General features: G+C 38.4%; 18 protein-coding genes. 4 read left to right on the forward strand and 14 right to left on the reverse strand.

Features of this window, described 5'->3' with window-relative positions; translation table 11 throughout:
- Positions 1-2 precede the first annotated feature (2 nt).
- The gene (locus ACO05G_RS06055; protein WP_421765157.1) at positions 3-713 is read right to left on the reverse strand and encodes an N-acetylmuramoyl-L-alanine amidase; all 711 of its coding nucleotides are present in this window, start codon (positions 711-713) and stop codon (positions 3-5) included.
- Between the two features lie 85 nt (positions 714-798).
- Entirely contained in the window at positions 799-2,454 is a 1,656-nt protein-coding gene (locus ACO05G_RS06060; protein ID WP_421765158.1) for an ATP-binding protein, read from the reverse strand.
- A 141-nt stretch (positions 2,455-2,595) separates the two neighbouring features.
- On the opposite strand from ACO05G_RS06060, the gene ACO05G_RS06065 reads away from it, so the two are divergent.
- Positions 2,596-3,111: a hypothetical protein gene (locus ACO05G_RS06065; RefSeq protein ID WP_421765159.1), complete on the forward strand. Its 516-nt coding sequence runs from the start codon at positions 2,596-2,598 to the stop codon at positions 3,109-3,111.
- A 1-nt stretch (position 3,112) separates the two neighbouring features.
- Here ACO05G_RS06065 and ACO05G_RS06070 read toward each other — a convergent pair whose 3' ends face one another.
- Positions 3,113-5,524 carry an ABC transporter permease gene (locus ACO05G_RS06070; protein WP_421765160.1) on the reverse strand — a complete coding sequence of 804 codons (2,412 nt, stop codon included), beginning with the start codon at positions 5,522-5,524 and terminating at the stop codon, positions 3,113-3,115.
- Between the two features lie 124 nt (positions 5,525-5,648).
- Here ACO05G_RS06070 and ACO05G_RS06075 point away from each other — a divergent pair, with 124 nt between their 5' ends.
- A complete protein-coding gene (locus ACO05G_RS06075; RefSeq protein ID WP_421765161.1) occupies positions 5,649-8,087 on the forward strand; it encodes an ABC transporter permease in 2,439 nt (812 codons plus the stop codon).
- Between the two features lies 1 nt (position 8,088).
- Here the strand turns inward: ACO05G_RS06075 and ACO05G_RS06080 are convergent, their stop codons facing one another.
- The 10 genes from ACO05G_RS06080 to ACO05G_RS06125 all read right to left on the reverse strand — a co-directional run bounded on the left by ACO05G_RS06080 (position 8,089) and on the right by ACO05G_RS06125 (position 16,783).
- The gene (locus ACO05G_RS06080; RefSeq protein WP_421765162.1) at positions 8,089-8,874 is read right to left on the reverse strand and encodes a M48 family metallopeptidase; all 786 of its coding nucleotides are present in this window, start codon (positions 8,872-8,874) and stop codon (positions 8,089-8,091) included.
- A complete protein-coding gene (locus ACO05G_RS06085; RefSeq protein ID WP_421765163.1) occupies positions 8,871-9,356 on the reverse strand; it encodes a DUF4870 domain-containing protein in 486 nt (161 codons plus the stop codon). The genes ACO05G_RS06080 and ACO05G_RS06085 overlap by 4 nt, the downstream gene beginning before the upstream one ends.
- Positions 9,353-9,937 (reverse strand): DUF4389 domain-containing protein, encoded by a 585-nt coding sequence (locus tag ACO05G_RS06090; RefSeq protein ID WP_421765164.1) that lies wholly within the window; start codon positions 9,935-9,937, stop codon positions 9,353-9,355. Before ACO05G_RS06090 ends, ACO05G_RS06085 begins: the two co-directional genes overlap by 4 nt.
- A gap of 235 nt (positions 9,938-10,172) precedes the next feature.
- Positions 10,173-10,547, reverse strand: coding sequence for a VOC family protein (locus ACO05G_RS06095; protein ID WP_421765165.1), 375 nt, complete (start codon positions 10,545-10,547; stop codon positions 10,173-10,175).
- A gap of 13 nt (positions 10,548-10,560) precedes the next feature.
- On the reverse strand, positions 10,561-11,643 hold the full coding sequence (locus ACO05G_RS06100) for a serine hydrolase domain-containing protein (protein WP_421765166.1): 1,083 nt from the start codon (positions 11,641-11,643) through the stop codon (positions 10,561-10,563).
- A 103-nt stretch (positions 11,644-11,746) separates the two neighbouring features.
- Positions 11,747-13,915 (reverse strand): S9 family peptidase, encoded by a 2,169-nt coding sequence (locus ACO05G_RS06105; protein ID WP_421765167.1) that lies wholly within the window; start codon positions 13,913-13,915, stop codon positions 11,747-11,749.
- Positions 13,916-14,040: 125 nt separating this feature from the next.
- Positions 14,041-14,931: a 3-hydroxyacyl-CoA dehydrogenase family protein gene (locus tag ACO05G_RS06110; protein WP_421765168.1), complete on the reverse strand. Its 891-nt coding sequence runs from the start codon at positions 14,929-14,931 to the stop codon at positions 14,041-14,043.
- A 76-nt stretch (positions 14,932-15,007) separates the two neighbouring features.
- Positions 15,008-16,072, reverse strand: coding sequence for a class II fructose-bisphosphate aldolase (fbaA, locus tag ACO05G_RS06115; protein ID WP_421765169.1), 1,065 nt, complete (start codon positions 16,070-16,072; stop codon positions 15,008-15,010).
- A gap of 77 nt (positions 16,073-16,149) precedes the next feature.
- Positions 16,150-16,296: a hypothetical protein gene (locus ACO05G_RS06120; RefSeq protein WP_348281454.1), complete on the reverse strand. Its 147-nt coding sequence runs from the start codon at positions 16,294-16,296 to the stop codon at positions 16,150-16,152.
- A gap of 151 nt (positions 16,297-16,447) precedes the next feature.
- Positions 16,448-16,783, reverse strand: coding sequence for a DUF6249 domain-containing protein (locus tag ACO05G_RS06125; RefSeq protein WP_421765170.1), 336 nt, complete (start codon positions 16,781-16,783; stop codon positions 16,448-16,450).
- A 127-nt stretch (positions 16,784-16,910) separates the two neighbouring features.
- Here ACO05G_RS06125 and ACO05G_RS06130 point away from each other — a divergent pair, with 127 nt between their 5' ends.
- Positions 16,911-17,456, forward strand: coding sequence for an RNA polymerase sigma factor (locus ACO05G_RS06130; protein ID WP_421765171.1), 546 nt, complete (start codon positions 16,911-16,913; stop codon positions 17,454-17,456).
- Positions 17,453-17,794, forward strand: a complete 342-nt coding sequence (locus ACO05G_RS06135; RefSeq protein WP_421765172.1) for a hypothetical protein — start codon at positions 17,453-17,455, stop codon at positions 17,792-17,794. Before ACO05G_RS06130 ends, ACO05G_RS06135 begins: the two co-directional genes overlap by 4 nt.
- On the opposite strand, the gene ACO05G_RS06140 is transcribed toward ACO05G_RS06135, so the two are convergent.
- Complete coding sequence (locus tag ACO05G_RS06140) at positions 17,795-18,187, reverse strand: VOC family protein (RefSeq protein WP_421765173.1); 393 nt, start codon at positions 18,185-18,187, stop codon at positions 17,795-17,797.
- Between the last annotated feature and the right edge of the window lie 72 nt (positions 18,188-18,259).

An 18,259-nucleotide genomic window follows, 5' to 3' on the forward strand; every position in this document is an offset into this window, starting at 1 on the left:
ATCTAATTTGTGAGTGCTAATAACCTACTCCATGTTTTAGGACCAACTATTCCATCTACCTGGAGTCCCTCAGCTGCCTGGAATCTTCGAATTGCAGCGAGTGTTTTAATACCGTGAATGCCATCTTCGGCCCCTGCGCCTAAGCCCAGTTGATTTAGTCTTTTTTGGACTTCCTTTACAGATTTTGTAACCTTAGTGTCTACTTCTGCAAGATTCTCACGCTTCTTCTCTACGTACTTTTGTAAGGTATGCCCGGGACACGCTGGCTTTCCAAAATGGTAATGACCATACACATCCTGGTTGGTTAAGTTTAGTGATTTAATAAGGTAATCAACCAAAAAGTCAAACGACTTGATTTGTTCTTTGGTAGGCTCTGAAGTTCCCATATCATACCCGGGTCCATTGAAGTTTCCTACCGCCATGATTCCTACAGCTTCAGTATTCTGACCCTTGCAGTGCCAGGTTATACTGGAGAGCTCATTAGCTTGTATGATTTCACCGTTTTTGCGAATCGCATAATGATAGCAAAGATGTGGGCACCCCTTGGATGAGATGTGATTGGGTTTGATGTGATAATTATTAACTGCTTCCACATCTGCTTCGCCAAGCTCTTGATGAATAACAATCTTATTGATGGATGATAATTGTCGGGTACCCCATCTTCTTGTAGGATGCCACGGCAATATTGAAATCATGTTTTGGATTTCAGCCATTGATAGTGAGTAGGTTAGTTGTGATAGTTAATCTAAATATTAATACTACCAATACCAAGAGGTATTTGTAAAATAATAGATGGTTTTACCCACCTTTGGGAAGTTTTAATTGAAATGTACTACCTGATCCCAAATCACTTGTTATTTCAAGTAAACCATTATTTTTTGTAAGAAATGCTTTACACAGCTCAAGGCCCAATCCAGTTCCTTTTTCACCGGCAGTCCCTTTTTTAGAAGCCTGAATTTCTGTAGAATTGATTTTAGCTATTTCCTTTTCTGAAAGTCCTATGCCCTGATCAATCACTTGAATGATTACCTCATTTTGTTGATCCTGAGCCGAAATCTTTACTTCCGTGTCGGATTTACTGTATTTGATTGCATTGGAGATCAGGTTTCGAATCACAGTAGAAATCATATTATAGTCTCCATATGCGTTCAGGTTTTTCGGCACCTCATCTTTAAGATTAATTTTCTTTTGACTGGCAGAAGGTTTAAGAAGTGTGAAATTTTCTTCGACTACTTTATGTATCGGAATAGGTTCTGGCTTGAATATGGTATTCCCACTATTAACCATTGCCCATTGAAGCAGATTTTCCAGCAAGTTGATGGTGTTTTTCGCTACCGGGTTGAGTTGTTTAAGTATAACCTGAGTGTCTTGGACTGTGATAGAATCTTCCTCTACAAGGCTTATAAGATTTATTATGGACGAGATTGGTCCTTTTAGATCATGACCAATGATTGACATAAGTCTGTCTTTGGTTGCGTTGAGTTCTTCAAGTTGTGTATTCTGCTCAAGAATAACCTCATTGACGCGCTTAAGTCGTTCATTAAGATGGTGATAAATGATGTACCTATTTATCGCATAGACCGAGAAACAAAGAATAAGTCCATAAATAAAAAGGAATATCCATCGGATGTATGGATTAGGAAGGGAATCATCTATGTATGCCGTGCCAATTTCAAAAGAGAGGCCATACATGGTTATTGATGAGGTCATGAACTTCTCATCATCTATATTATAGTTTTTATAATATTTATCATCATGTCGATCATGATATACTTTTGACCCATCGTAAACTTGTTCTCGGTCAAATGAACTCCCGCCTTTAACTGAAAATTTGAAGGTAAATACATCTGTGTCCTCTAGTTTATAAATGGGCTCAACAATGTTTCTAAAATTAAGAATGGAAGCGATGTAACCAACAGCCTCTTTATCTCGAATTACTGGAAAATTAAGCGGGATACCAACCCATCCTTCTACCAAATTAATAGGATAAAACAATCTCATATGATCTTCAGAAAGAAGGATAATCAATCTATCAATCTCATCATCTCTTCTAAAGTCTCTTACAGAGGTGCCTACCAATGAATTAGGATCCATCTCATTGATGGTGAAGCTGTAAATGAATTCATGATCAGTGCTTAAAAATGAAACGATCAATGAATCATTCATATTTAATTCCATCGCCTGGTATCTGATAAATTCCTGCATCTCCTTAGCATTAGGAAATTCTTTTGAATATTTTAAGTGTGATCGTAATCCGGACATCAGGTAAGCAAAGCGATTAATAGATTCCGAAAATTTATCAACAACTGTTTGATGAACATTTATGAGGGTATCATTCCGCTTAGTTTTTTCATAAACCTTTAATTGATAATTAAAATAATATGCGATTAATCCACCAATTATGGCGATAAAAAGCAGAAAGTAAATTTTTCGGTCTAAAAATATTTTTGGCACTGACAACCTAATTTAGCAGCAAAATAGTAACTATAATTGGTTTAAATGGATTCAACAATTATGAATTATCATTTAAATGTCGTGTAATGAAGGCTATTGGGATGAATAATTATAGATTTGATACACGTTTAATTATAAATCATGAGATTAAAAGTATTATTCAGTTTTGTTCTATTAAACTTAGCTTTTACCAGCACATCTCAAATCTGTAAATATGTGGTTAATGATAAAGACCCACTAACGGATGATATTATTCGAACGGTTAAAACCAGGTTAACGGGACCGACACCCTTTTATTATTTCTCTTATATCCGCAATGGTGCGGATTATAAGTTTGAGGTTGAAGTCGGAGACTATGGTGAATTAGATACCATCATCCCCGAGAATAGTGAATTGATCATGCGAGCAGGGAATGGTGATATCATTAAAATGAAAGCACTTTCAAAAGCAGAGCCAGAGATCATTGACGATTATGGAACTAAAATTACGCGCTATTTAATCATGTATCAGATGACAGAGCAAGACATGAGAGCAATAGCTGAGTCGGGCATTGTGTTTATTCGAATTCAAGATATGAAGAATACATTCAGCGACCAGGAAATACCTGAAGCGGTTACCAAAATTTCCATGGAAAATGGTGCATGTATTTTTAAATAGCTTATTCCGCTCTTAGTGTTTCCGTTGGATTTTTGTTTGCATTGATCCATACCTGTGAAACAATGGTAACAGCTGCTATCATCACAATAATGGTCACAGTTGGAAGAATGATTGATGAGTCAATTGAAGCATGATAGGCCATTTCATTCACCCAAAGACTATTTACCCAAAGTCCAAATGGTATCGCTAAGAGTGATGTTACAGATATGATTACCATAAAACCTTTAGCCATGGAAAAAGTCAATGATTGAAAAGTGGCGCCTAAAACCTTCCGAATGCCTATTTCCTTTATTTTAGATTTTAGCTCAAAACTTACCATGCCTAAAAATCCCAGACTTGTGATGGATAAAGCTATCATAGCGATATAAGTAAGGATATTACCCAAATCATAGAAAAACTGATAAAACTCATCCAATTGTTTGTTAAGAAAACCACCTTCAAATTCTCTTGCTGGGTCAAATGCAGTCCAGGCCTCTTCATACTTTTTGCCTTCTTTTATTAAGTTATCACTTTTGACTTTTAGGTAAGCATATTCATAGCGATCTGGTTGGATTCGAAGACCAAGCGGACGAATTGACTTCATCAGGGGCTCCCAGTGATAATCTTTAACCACACCAATTATTGTCAGAGCTAATGTATCAATAGTTAAAATTTCACTAATTGCCTGGCTTGAAGATTCAAAACCATATGTGTCAACAGCTGTTTCGTTGATGATGAGGAACTTTTCATTTTGATCGTTAGCATCTTTTGCAAAGTCACGACCAGCAATTAATTCGAGATCCATTACTTCTATATAGTTAGGATCGACTGAGAAGTGGTAGAGTGTAATTTTCTCCTGATCTTCTTTCCATTTTGCACCGGCACCATGTGAGCGCCCAATTGCCGGGTGATGCGAGGTGAACGTGACATTTTCAACACCCGCCATAGATCCATAATGTTGCTTTATTAACAGAGGGTCATGGTCGTGTGTGTTTACATAGTAGACTTCTGTTTCATTAAATCCATAGTTGGCCTCCGTAAGAAAGTTGGCCTGTTTGTGTAAAATTAAGATAGTAACAAGCATAAGAATCGACAAGCTGAATTGGATGCTTATCAAAGTTTTCTTGCCAGTAATAAAGGATAGTATCGTACGTTTTCGAACCTGCTTTGAAATAGAACCTTTTAGAGTTGTAATAGCTTTAAGTCTGGAGAGGAATAAAGCTGGTCCAATACCTGTAAACAATCCGATTACAATGGCAAAAAGGACGAAATACCCGTAAGTTCGGAATGAATCTTCTAACGAAATTCCAACCTGATTGAAAATCCAGATTTCATTAAACGTGACAATTAGGTATTTATAAATGAATACCGACAGTACCAAAGAGATAAATGCGGTTAGTACAGATTCAGTCAGAAATTGAAAAACAATTTGACGCTTACTGGCACCATTTACCTTTCTAATTCCAATTTCTTTTGCTCTGCTCAAAGACTTGGCAATAGAGAGATTGGTATAATTGATTGATGCGGTTATTAAAACGATTAATCCCAGCAGTCCAAAAAATGCCAACACAAACCAGGGTAGTGCAAAACCGATTTCGTTCGACATAGCTCGGCCGGGTACAATCTCATTCATCGCTTGAAGTTTAAAGGTCCAACCGTGATGATCATCTGGTAGATCTAAATTTGCTTCAGCAATCTCATTTAATATCCTATCCACCTCAACTCGACTGGAATTATCGTTCAGCACCAAGTAATTATAGTTGTCCCACATATTTGACCATGAATCATATCTATCTCCCATCGCACCTTTCTCGACTAAGATCGGAATGGTACTCATGGACCCCAACGCTTCAAAAACAACATGTGTGTTTTCCTTTACTTCTTTCAATACACCTGTCACCTTATAGCTTCCATGATCTTCAAAATCAATGGTCTGCCCAAGTGCAGGTTCATTTGGGAAAAGTTTAGAGGCAAGCTCTTTACTTAGAACTACGCTAAATGGATCAAGTAAAGCTGTTTCTGGATTTCCTTCTACTAATTGAAAACCAAAGACATTGAAAAAATCTTCATCAGCAAATAATGATCGAATGTCAAGTATTTTGTGCGGAGATCTGATTTCACCTCTAAAGTCGCTGTTCAGGTTAGTTGCTTTTTCAACAAATGAATAACCATCGACCAGTTGCTTTTTAAATAGTAGAGAAGATGTTGCGTAAGCCTCATCAAATGTTCCTTCATGACCTTTAGCGAATGTTGTTATTCGGTAAGTTCTATCCACTTCTGGATGAAATTTATCATACTGAAAATGATCATAAACTAGTAATATCAACACTAAGCAAATAGACATGCTTAGTGATAGTCCAAAGATGTTGAGTCCCGTGAATAGCTTGTGCTTCCACAAATTTCTAATTGCAATAGTTAGGTAGTTCTTTAGCATCCTTTTAGTTTTTGAGTCCGCATTGTTAGACAACAACTATGAAAAGGATGTTACAAACTCCATATGGTTGTACGAAACCTTCAGTGTTATTCAGAGTATACTTATTCAATCCAACTACCTACTTATGCTTAAAAATCTTATTATCTCTGCGATAAGGAGCCTTATAAAAAAGCCTGCTTTTTCATTTATTAATATTCTGGGTCTAGCCATTGGTATGGCAACATGCTTGACCATTCTCCTATATGTGAATCATGAGACCTCTTTTGATGACTTTCAAAATGAGAACGTATATAGAATAGCTCTAAACAGAGTTTATCCTGAGCGTGAGGTTGATTTCACCGTAATTCCACATTCGATTGGACCTCAGCTAGTTGAAGATTTCCCTGAGGTATTAAATCAAACACGATTCTTTAAGCCGAATAATGCAACCTCCTTCCAATATGGAGAAAAGAGCTTGACAGAAGAGCATTTGGTATTTGCAGATTCTACAATTTTTTCTCTGATGTCTATTGAATTGATTGAAGGAGATAAGAAAACAGCATTGGTCAATGAAAACTCATTAGTCCTCTCTGAAAGTACGGCTAAGCGATTTTTTGGAGATGAATCGGCGATTGGTAAAATTTTGAGTTTCCCGGGAGGAAATAGTTTGGAAGTCACTGCGGTAACAGCGGATTACCCTGAAAAATCGCATTTTGAGTTCGGTGGTCTGGTGCCGCTGCATTCCTTCCCATTTTTCAGACAAGTAAACTGGACAGGCTTCTCAGCGATGACCTATGTAGAATTGGATGACGCAACAAATCCTCAAGTTTTTGAAGCCAAGCTACCAGCATTTATAAAGCAATATGCGGAAGGAGAAATCCAGCAGCGAAATGGAATTTCATATGACGAGTATATAGCAGCTGGAAATGGTTACAATTACTATTTACAACCCATTCAGGATATTTACCTGACCAGTCAGTTATCCGGCGAGATCAAACCAAATGGGAACATCACGTATGTGTACATATTCTCAATTGCGGCAGCATTCATTTTACTTATCGCTTGCATTAATTTCATGAACCTTGCTACTGCTCGCTCTGTCGAACGAGCAAAAGAAGTAGGAATCCGAAAGGTAATGGGTTCACATAAACGGCAATTGATTGCGCAATTCCTTGCAGAGTCAATCTTCATAACGATGATTAGTGCTGCATTAGCCATACTTTTTACGTTCTTATTTGAAGGAAATTTCTCACAATTGGCAGGTAAGAACTTATCATTAACTGAATTTCTGAATACCGGCAACTTGTTGATTCTAATAGGCGCTGTTTTGCTGATCGGAGTTATCGCAGGGATCTATCCGGCATTCTTTATTTCAGCATATTCTCCTATTGGAATACTGAGAGGAAATCTTAAAACCTCAAAAAAAGGGGTAGGCTTGAGAAATGTGCTTGTTATTTTCCAGTTTACCATCTCAATTGCCCTGATCTCAGCAACCTTGCTGATTTACGATCAGATGGATTATCTATTAAATAAACCACTAGGTTTTGACAGAGATCAAGTAGTAGTCATAGAAAATGGGTTCGGGGTAAACAACGATCCGAATAATCCGAATTGGGAACGTTTCGAGACGTTTAAAAATGAGTTAGTCAACTTACCATCTGTTTCTGCAGCTGGATATTGCTCCTCCATGCCTGGGGATATCTTGCAGGGCTTTATCGTAAGAGTACCGGGTTATGCCGAAAAAGAAAGTTTGGTCACTAGGATGATTTCCATTGATAATGATTTTATTCCCAGCATGGGTATGGAAATTATAGATGGGCGCAACTTTTCAGAGAATTACAATGATTCACTTTCAGTGATCATAAATGAATCTACAGTTGAGAAATTGCTACTGGAAAATCCAATAGGTGAGAAGATTGTACACGTGGATGACTCAACTCAGATTTCCTATACCATAGTTGGAGTTGTGAAGGATTTTCATTTTGAATCGCTTCACAACCAAGTAGAACCAATGGTCATAAAGAATATGGGAGCTGCACAAAGTTTCGTAAACAAGTACGTGGTTAAAATCTCAGCCAATGATGTAGGTACTACATTGGCATCTATGGAGGGGATTTGGGATCAGTTTGTGTCAAATACTCCTTTCAGGCATTATTTTTTGGATGAAAATCTGGAGCAGTTCTATCAGTCCGAACAAACCTCTGGAAAACTTTTCACGGCATTCACCTTTTTGGCAATCATTGTTGCATGTATTGGATTACTGGGATTATCCGCTTTTATTATTAATCAAAAAAGGAAAGAAATAGGGGTGAGAAAGGTACTGGGAGGCTCAGTATACTCAATTGTATTTCTTCTTTCGAAGGATATCCTTAAGCTGATTGCGATCGCAACACTCATCGCGATTCCGGCGGCATATTTTTGGGCTGAAAATTGGATGCAAAATTTTGCCTACTCTTCAGGTGTCAGTTGGATGGCATTTGTTTTTGCTGGAGTTGGTGCTTTACTAATCGCTTTAATAACCGTTAGTTTTCAATCTACGAAAGCCGCAATATCAAATCCAGTCGAGTCTTTAAGAGATGAATAGATTATAAGTAGGTATCTAGCAGCAATTGCCAATCCAGTTCATATTCTTGCTCTTCGAATTCTTCGGGAAGATCATAGGATAATGCACCTTCAATTCGATTCTTGGAATTTGGGTGCGTCATGATGATTTCTAAATCATCGGGATAAGACTTTTCCTCCGCTTTGAGTTTAGTAAAAAAATGGGCTAGTCTGGCAGGGTTTAATTTGGCTTTAACCATAAGTTTATAAGCAAACTCATCAGCCTCCCTTTCTTGTTTTCTGTCAAATCCTGTTGAGATCAGCATTTTGGAGATTTCTGAAATCATCACCGCATCTCCGCCTGTCAACACAGCAACCAGGACACTCAATCCCAGCTCTTTCATTAGCCGATCAATCAAGTCACCGTTTTCATGATGCCCGATTTCATGAGACAGAATGCCGGCTAATTGTTCCGGATTGTCTACAAATTTTAAAAGACCCGAGAAAACATAGATGTTGCCGTCAATTGTCGCAAAAGCGTTTATTTCACTACTGTTATCAATGATGTGAAACTTGTATTCATATTTCTTTTCAGCCATTGAGTCAACCAACCTATCTGTGATAGGCTTAAGTACCGCATCTATAACAGAATCTGGATAGAACTCATAAGCGTCCTCAAGATCTTCCTTAATTAAGTCCGCGAGATCCTTTTCTCGTTCTTTGCTAAGCCTAAGATCAGAATCAGGGAGAGTGAGCGGCCTCCAGGTAAACGCCAGCCAAATCAATCCAAAAATGATTACCAGTATTAGTAATTCTCTCCAAATTTTCATCGAGGAGGTAAGTTTTGAATCTTACTATTGTCTGTGTCTCTCATTTTGAATACAGTCTCATAAGACAATCTTCCGAAAAACAGGAAATAATACATTCTTCCCTTTTTCGCCTTAACAGCACCTACGATACTAAAGACAAAATATGCCAGATTAAACACAATGGCCATGATCACATATCCTTTAAAGTGATCGGTAAGTTCCCAATCAAAAAAGTAAATCCGGACTGCCCAAAAGACACCTATTGCATTAATTACTGTTGTTGGCAGTTGACTAATAAGCGACTGTAAAGAGTGAAAATGCACAAACAGACCTTTTGATCTGTTTGTGAAATAATAAACAATTGCAGCGATTAAATTGATGATAGGCAAGGGGAGACCAACTGCTATTGATGCAAACATCATCAAATAGGATCCCATTGCATCATCTTTTTCCCGCTCAGTCAATTCTTCTGGTTGAGGTATTGGATGGTATTTTTCGTTCATGGTTTTCCTGAAAATGGAGGGTACTCATCTGTCATAAATGACATGTAAATGTTTACTCTGGTGGCCCATCGAATGGTTCCAACATTAAACTCGTGCCAGCTTTTTGGATAGTTCGCTGTGAATAATACGGCCCACCAGGCCAAAAATTGCAATACAAGCGATGCGATAGTTCTGAACATCAATAAGAATCCATGAGGTAGAACTACATAGATAGCTCCAAAGAAAAGACGCAATAATAATACCCCTCTGCTAAGTCTCTCTGGATAAGGAATTTCTAAAGTTACATGATCATCAGAGGCATTGATCCCAAAAACAGGATAACCATCACACAGATTGTTCAATCTAGCGTTCAGACGTAGATTCCATCTAAAAAGGCCTTCCTGAAATTCGAAAAAACTCTGAGGGTATTTCCCTGTGAAGAGTACAATCCACCAGGAGATGAATGAAAGCACAGCACCCCAAAGTGACACAAAAATCAATATAAATAGGTGAGGTAGCGCAATGTAAATCGCTCCGAATAATGAACGAAGCAATAACTCTCCTCGAGAGTATCGCTCTTGATACTTAATATCTAATTTCATAAAATAATAGGTTAGGTTTAATTGGTAATTTAAAGACAACTTGGAAATTCTAAAAAATACCTTGTGTAAAAAAAAGCCCCGGATCAATCCGAGGCTTAATGCTACCATCCCTTAATTGCTTAACCTAATCGTATTATGAGAAGTGACTTTTAACAACAAGTGAAAAAGTCAGGTAGTTACTATTTGTTAGCAAAATTCAAGCCATAATTCCAGGGCTGATTGGTGAATTCTTGAATCAGGACAACAATTCTTGTCCAAACATAATTCTGTGACCATCTATGGTTTTAATTGCGAATTCTCGTTGGCCCCAGTCTTTTGTAGCGAGTTGACTGACAAATTCGACATTTTTGTGGGTGAATTCCTGATGCAGGTAATCTATATCGGTCACCTCAATATATGCGAAATAAGAGTGGTTATTGGTCTCATGAGCTGAAATGTCATCTTGACATTCACCAAGCATAATTGATATGCTATCTCTTTGAACCAAAGCCCATCCTTCAATTTGCCAGACTAGTGAAAACCCCAATTGATCTATGTAATAGTTAATCGAAATATGCAGATTCTGAACTGCTAATACATGACGTGATCCAATTATTTGAGCAATTGACATTATCTGACTCTGTTTATTGTTGATTTACAATGTTTTTGAAAATCAAATCAAGCACCGATCTTTCTAAATCTGCTGGTCCACCTTCTGCGCTTAAAAAAGTCCAATCTGTTGTGGCTACAACCACCAGGTTCTTCGAGGGGACTACAAGGATGTACTGCCCGCCATATCCCCAGGCAAGAAAGGCATCAATCTGTGAATCAATTGTCCACCAAAGATAGCCGTATGAAATACCTGAAACCTTTCCGAAGGTTGATCTGAAATCAAATTTTGGACTGGTAATATCTTCAATAGCATTGGCTGAAATTAACGTTGAGGTACCCGAATAACCTTCCTGAAGATATAATTGACCGATTCGAGCAAGATCTCTGCCTCTCAATTGTATTCCTGCTCCACTGTTTGGACCGGTTCTGAGTTGCTCCCATCTGACTTCCTGAATACCCAGTGGCGTAAATAAGTTTGACATAGCATAATCTTCTAAAGTCTCATTCACCTCAGTAGCTAAGGCATGGCCTAAAAGATGAACCGCACCAGAATTATAAGTGAATACACTTCCAGGAGTATTTACCATTGGCTGATCCAGAACATATTGAATTTGATCTGGATTAGTCACCCATTCCGCATACATGTCACTTGTCCACTCATCCCACTCAAAACCTGAGCTCATTGAAAGCAGGTGTCTAAAAGTAATTTCCTGTTGATCAGCGGTAAGAGAATAATCAGGGCTTAATGTCATTTTTTTATCCAGTGATTCCAAATCACCATTTTCTAGTGCAATAAATGTAAGGGTGGCCACAATACTTTTTGTAACTGATCTTACATCAAATAGGGTATTCCGACTAGCACCGTTGAAATAGCTTTCGCTTACCAGGTACCCATTCTTGATTACCAACAGACTTCTCATTCGTGGAAGTTTGCCAGCTTCACTTTTCGCAATATTTATTAATCTTCCATCGAGCTCAACCGATTCGGGTGAACTTGAAATCCAGGGCTGATGAAGTTCTACCGTCGTATTCTCCCGGAGGATAAGATCAGGCTCATCAGTGCATGAAAAGCAGAGAAAGAGTACGTAGATTAAGTAGATAGGTGATCGTTTCATTATTGCATTTAGAACATAAGAAATCAATTTAACCCTTAATCAGTTGAGCAATAAAAAAGCCTCAGTAGTTACTGAGGCTTTTTTAACTCGTAGGAGTCAAATCCTATTCGGCAATTCCTTCAAGATCTAATAGAAATGCGTATTGCAAGGCAGTTGTCTTATACCTTTTAAATCGCCCGGAAGCCCCTCCATGACCTGCTTCCATATCTGTGTCTAATATCAAAGTATTTTGATCTGTCTTCATTTCACGAAGTTTAGCTACCCATTTAGCAGGTTCCCAATACTGCACTTGTGAATCGAAAAGACCAGTAGTTACAAGCATGTTTGGATAATCCTGAGCCGTTACATTATCGTAAGGAGAATAGGATAGCATGTATTCATATGATTCTAATTCTTTCGGATTACCCCATTCGTCAAATTCGTTGGTAGTCAAAGGAATGGTCTCATCCCACATAGTAGATACCACGTCTACGAAAGGAACTGCCGCAAGAATGCCATTATAAAGTTCTGGAGCCAGATTTACCACTGCACCCATTAATAGTCCGCCTGCACTTCCACCTTGCGCGTATAAATGTTCAGCGGAAGTATAACTTTCCTCAATTAAAAAATTGGAGCAATCAATGAAATCGTTGAAGGTGTTCATTTTCTTGAACATTTTCCCATCTTCATACCATTGTCTCCCCATCAATTGTCCACCTCTGATGTGCGCAATTGCGAAAGCAAAACCTCTATCCAGGAGACTAAGACGAACTGAACTAAAGCTTGCATCGATAGTGGCACCATATGAACCATATCCATACTGAAGCAATGGCCCTTCGCCATTTTTCTCAAAACCTTTTCTGTATACTATAGAAATAGGAATACGTTCACCATCTCTGGCAGTAGCCCAGACTCTCTCCGTTACATAATCTTCTGGATTATGACCACCAACAACTTCTTGTTGTTTCATTAAAGTTTTTTCCTTGGTCTCCATATTGTAGTCAAAAGTGGAGTTTGGAGTGGTCATGGATGTGTAGCCAAACCGCAACGTCTTAGTATTAAACTCAGCATTGGTTGAGATGTACGCATTGTAGGCAGGTTCACCAAAATCAAGGTAGTGCTCATCACCTGACGTCTGATTGATGATTCGAAGATTGGTAAGGCCATTTTGCCTTTCATCTACAACCATAAAGTCATTAAATAACTCAACTCCTTCCAGAAGTACATCTTCTCTATGAGCAATTACTTCCTTCCAATTATCCTTACTTGTTGCATTTGCTGGTGTTTCCATTAGCCGGAAATTGGTTGCATCCCAGTTCGTAACGATATAGAATTTGTCTTCAAAATGTGCGATGCTGTATTCGTGAGCTTTTTCATCTCTCGGGATAAACTGCTGAAAATCTCCACGTGGATTAGTAGCATCAAGGATATGATAATCGCTTACCAATGTGCTACTGTTCCAAATGATTACATAATCATCTGATTTAGACTTATAAACACCAATGTAAAACGAAGGGTCTTTTTCATGATACACCATTACGTCAATCTCAGGTTCAGTACCTAGTTCATGACGATAGATCTTTTCAGACAATAGTGACACCTTATTTTTAGCGGTGTAGAAGAACGTCTTGTTGTCGTTGGCCCATGCACCACCGCCTGTTGTATTTTCTATTCGGTCATCTATCATCTCACCAGTTTCTAAGTTTTTAAACCTGATGGTGTAGATTCTTCTACTTAATGTATCCTCAGCAAACGCCAATATTTTGTTGTCAGGACTTACATTCAGTCCGCCAGCAGCATAGTATCCATACCCTTCCGCCATTTCGTTGACATTAAGCAGAATTTCTTCATCTGCTTCAAGGCTACCTTCTTTTCTGCAGTAGATAGGGTATTCACCACCTTCCTCATATCTGGTATAATACCAGTAACCGTTTGAAAGGTATGGGACGGATTCGTCTGTCTGTTTGATTCGTCCTACAATTTCATCATACAGCTTTTGCTGAAGATCCTCTGTATGCGACATGACTGTTTTCGTGTAGTCATTTTCGCTGTTTAAGTAGTCAAGTACTTGTTGGGTGTGATCATCTGGAGTTTCCGCTCGTTTTTGTTCATCTGAGAGTCGCATCCAGAAATATGGATCGAATCTGGTCTGTCCATGTTCCTTCAAAACAGTATCAGCCTTTGCAGCAATTGGAGCATCTGGTCTCATAGATTTTTTTTCAGTCGTTTGATTGGTACAGGCTGCTAACAAGATGATTCCGGCTAACAACAGTAGAAGTTTAATATTTTTCATTTGTGAAGTGAGTTTTATGCTGGTAAGTTCCAGCAACACTCAAAATTATCCTAATTGGTTTATATGACAGGTAGAAACGAAAAAAGACAGGCTTAAAACCTGTCTTTTTTCATTTTCTGAACAAGTTATTTGGTAAACATCCCACTGACCACCAATTCTTTTGATCCCGGAGTGTATTTATAAAAGCCCTCACCAGTTTTTGCTCCGAGATAACCAGCTGTTACCATATTGACTAGGAGGGGGCATGGTGCATATTTTGAATTACCAAAACCATCATAAAGTACATTCATAATAGAAAGACAAACGTCCAGCCCAATAAAGTCAGCCAGTTGTAATGGACCCATCGGATGCGCCATTCCAAGTTTCATTACCGTGTCAATTTCCTCTACACCGGCCACTCCTTCGTGGAGTGTAATTATTGCCTCATTGATCATTGGCATCAATATGCGGTTTGCTACAAAACCCGGATAATCATTTACCTCGACAGGTACCTTTTTCAGGTTTTTGCTCATTTCCATGATTGTTTTGGTAGTCTCATCTGAGGTGGCATACCCGCGAATAACTTCAATGAGCTTCATGACCGGAACCGGGTTCATAAAGTGCATGCCAATAACCTTGCCAGGTCTTTTTGTTGCAGCTGCTATTTGGGTGATTGAAATGGAAGAGGTGTTTGTTGAAAGAATGGCGCCATCAGGAGCATGAGCATCCATGGTTTCGAATATTTTCTTCTTGATATCAAAATTCTCTGTCGCAGCTTCCACAACCAGATCAGCATTTTTCACACCTTCTTCAGTCGAAGTGAAGGTTGAGATATTCTTAAGAGCAGATTCTTTATCACCCTCCGTGATTTTCTCTTTCTGAACCATGCGATCCAGGTTTTTAGAAATTGTGGCAATCGCCTTTTCGAGCGCTGCTTCATTAATATCAATTAGTGATACATTGTATCCATTTTGAGCGAATACATGAGCAATCCCATTACCCATAGTACCACTACCAATGACAGATATATTTTTCATTCTTTAAATAAGTTTATCAAAAACGAATTAATTAATTTGGTCAATTAAAAAGCCGCTAAATAGCGGCTTTTTAGTTTTAGGCATTTTTGTCAATGCAGTTTAAATCTTCGAATGCAACTTTTAGTCGGTCTACAAACGATTTTTCTGCCTCTCTAACCCAGACACGCGGATCGTATTTCTTCTTATTGGGTTTATCATCTCCCTCAGGATTTCCAATCTGCCCCTGAAGGTAGCCTTCATTGGCCTGGTAATATACTTTCACACCATCCCAGTATGCCCACTGTAGATCTGTGTCAATATTCATTTTGATCGCTCCATATGAAATAGCTTCTCTGATTTCTTCCCTTGAAGATCCGGAACCACCATGAAATACGAAGTTCACAGGGTTTTCTCCAGTATTGTGTTTCTCCTGAATGTGGTCTTGAGAGTTCTTGAGGATAATCGGAGTAAGCTTAACATTTCCAGGTTTATAAACTCCATGCACATTTCCAAAAGCAGCTGCAATTGTAAAATTATCACTTACTTCTTTTAATTTCTCATATGCGTATGCAACCTCTTCTGGTTGTGTATAGAGCATTGAGTTATCAATATCCGAGTTATCAACACCGTCTTCTTCTCCTCCTGTCACTCCAAGCTCAATCTCTAAAGTCATACCCATTTTATTCATCCGTTTGAAATACTCAACGCATGTTCCGATGTTATCCTCGATAGGTTCTTCAGATAAATCCAACATATGAGAAGAATAGAGAGGTTTCCCGGTTTGCTCGAAATGCTTTTCTCCGGCATCCAGAAGTCCATCAATCCATGGGAGTAATTTTCGGGCAGCATGGTCGGTATGAAGAATTACGGTAACGCCATATGCTTCAGCTAGTTGATGAACATGGTGCGCACCAGCAACACCTCCTGCAATAGCGGCAGCCTGGCCATCATTTGATAAGCCTTTTCCTGCCATAAACGCAGCGCCCCCGTTTGAGAATTGGATCATAACAGAGGAGTTCACATCTCTTGCAGCTTCTAGCACAGCGTTAACTGTACTTGAGCTTGTTACGTTCACTGCTGGAAGCGCAAAATTATTTTCATTGGCATAGTTTAGAAGGTCTGTAACCTCCTGTCCGGTAAGCACACCAGGTCTGAATTTCATTTTGTATGAGTTTGAAGTTTTTTAACAGATTTTGTTCTGCAAATATAACTTCTACTCAATGGAATGAAAACGTTTGATCACGCTTCATTGTAGGCTTGTTGAAGACTTGTTTCATCAATTTTAGGATCAGAATCAATAAGTTGTGATTCTTTGTCCCATTCGTAAGCAGCTACTGCGAATAAGGTGATCAGATACAGAAGTTTGATTAGGATTTTCCACTTCATAGGACCTATTAGACACTACCTATTAGGGAAAGGTTTAAAAACGTTTCTAGAAAAAATGGAATGAAGGATTCAACAATATGTTGAGTAGGTAAAAAAGGACGCAACCCGTTGGTTTTGAGTTTATTGACCTTTGAGCTGCGCCTTGGCAAAATCATCTACCGTCCATTTCTTTTTTCATTATTGCATAGTAAATCAGGAAGCCTATAGCTATGCAAACAGCTTCCACACCATAAGGCATTGCATCATCACCATCCAGACCCATTGAATCAATTATGATGAGACCTAGGCCTCCAAAAAGTATTAAAATGCCCCATTTCAGTGCACCCTGACGGTTATTGTCTTTTTTGAATAGGCTGGCTGTTTCTGGATTGACCATGTCTTTGTCGATAAGCTTTCTCTTAAGCGAGTAATTTGTGAGAATGGAAACAAAGAGTATCACTGATCCAAATACGGAGATTATTGCTACGATTGGTATTAAATTTTCCATAATTATTTTAAGTTTTTAAGTTTAACATTTCTCGGTATGACAAGATGACGAAAAGGAAATGTTGCAGTTGAAATTAATATTTTTTTCCTGCAACCTATTCTCATTGTCTGCTGACTAATAAGTATCCATGGATGAAAAACAATTGGTGAGACAGGTGTTGAGTGGCAGTGACTCGGCTATTCGTTTGCTTATTAGTAAGTATGAACGACTTGTCATTCATATGGTAACCAGAGTAGTTTCTGATAACATGGATCGGGAAGAATTGTGTCAGGATGTATTTGTAAAGGTGATTGATAAACTCAGCGGTTTTCATTTTGAATCAAAGCTATCCACATGGATAGCGACTATTGCGTATCGAACGGCGGTTAACTTTGCCAAGAAGAAGAAGCTCGTGCAGGTTGATTTGGATGAAATTGCTTTTAAGACGGGAAATGAACCTGATATAACGGAAGAGGAGGATATGAAAAGTTTTATTTTGAAATTAATTGATCAGCTTCCTGTTAACTATAAAACGGTCTTGACTTTGTTTTATTTAGATGGGTTTAGCTATCCTGAGATCATGGAAGTAACAGGCATGCCTGAGGGCACGGTTAAGAATTATATCCACAGAGCCAGGATAAAACTTAAAAAAATTGTTGAAGATTCGTCAAGAAAGGAGATTGCATTATTATGAAGGAACGTATTGAAAAATTAATTGATGAGGTGTTAAAGTCTGAACCATCCTTCGAATTAAGCAAGGACTTTAAAGATCAAGTGATAGTGGCAATTCGAAAAAAAGAACGCGCTGTTCAGAGAAGACTTTATTCATGGATGTTGATGGGTACCCTTGTGATTTTTGGTTTCGGTTATGCGACGATTTCATACTTCTTACCTTCGGTCCTGGAAAGTTTAGGTAGTGCGAATAGTTTGTCAGATAAGCTTATACCCGGAGCTGTTTTGGTATGTGTTGCAGTTTTAGTGATCCAATATTTAGATAAACGATTAGTTAAAGAAAGGATGTTAAAAACATGATCAGAGAAACGGAGCATCAATCGGTTCCCAAAGTTCGATTTTTCTTCCCTCCAGATCCATAATCCACCCAAATTTCCCATACTCATACTCCTCAATTTCTCCTACCACCTCAACTCCTTCGTCTTTTAGTGCAGCCAATAACTCTACCAGGTTCTCTACACGATAATTAAACATGTACTCTTTATCACTCGGGCCAAAATACTTGGTGTCTTTACTAAACGGACTCCAAGCTGTTGTACATTCTTTTTCTTTATCCTCGTGATCTCGCCATTTGAATAAGCCACCGTATTGATCTGATTCAATTCCCAGGTGCTTGTTGTACCAGCTTTTCATTTTTTCGGGATCTTCTGTCTTAAAGAAGATACCACCGATTCCTGTTACTCGTTTTTTCATAGTCGTGATGTTTGATGTCAAATAAAATGAGAAAAAAAGCAGATGAGAAATGAAAATTGAAAATCACTCGAA

Origin of the sequence: Ekhidna sp., assembly GCF_965227465.1 — a bacterium.
Taxonomy (GTDB): domain Bacteria; phylum Bacteroidota; class Bacteroidia; order Cytophagales; family Cyclobacteriaceae; genus Ekhidna.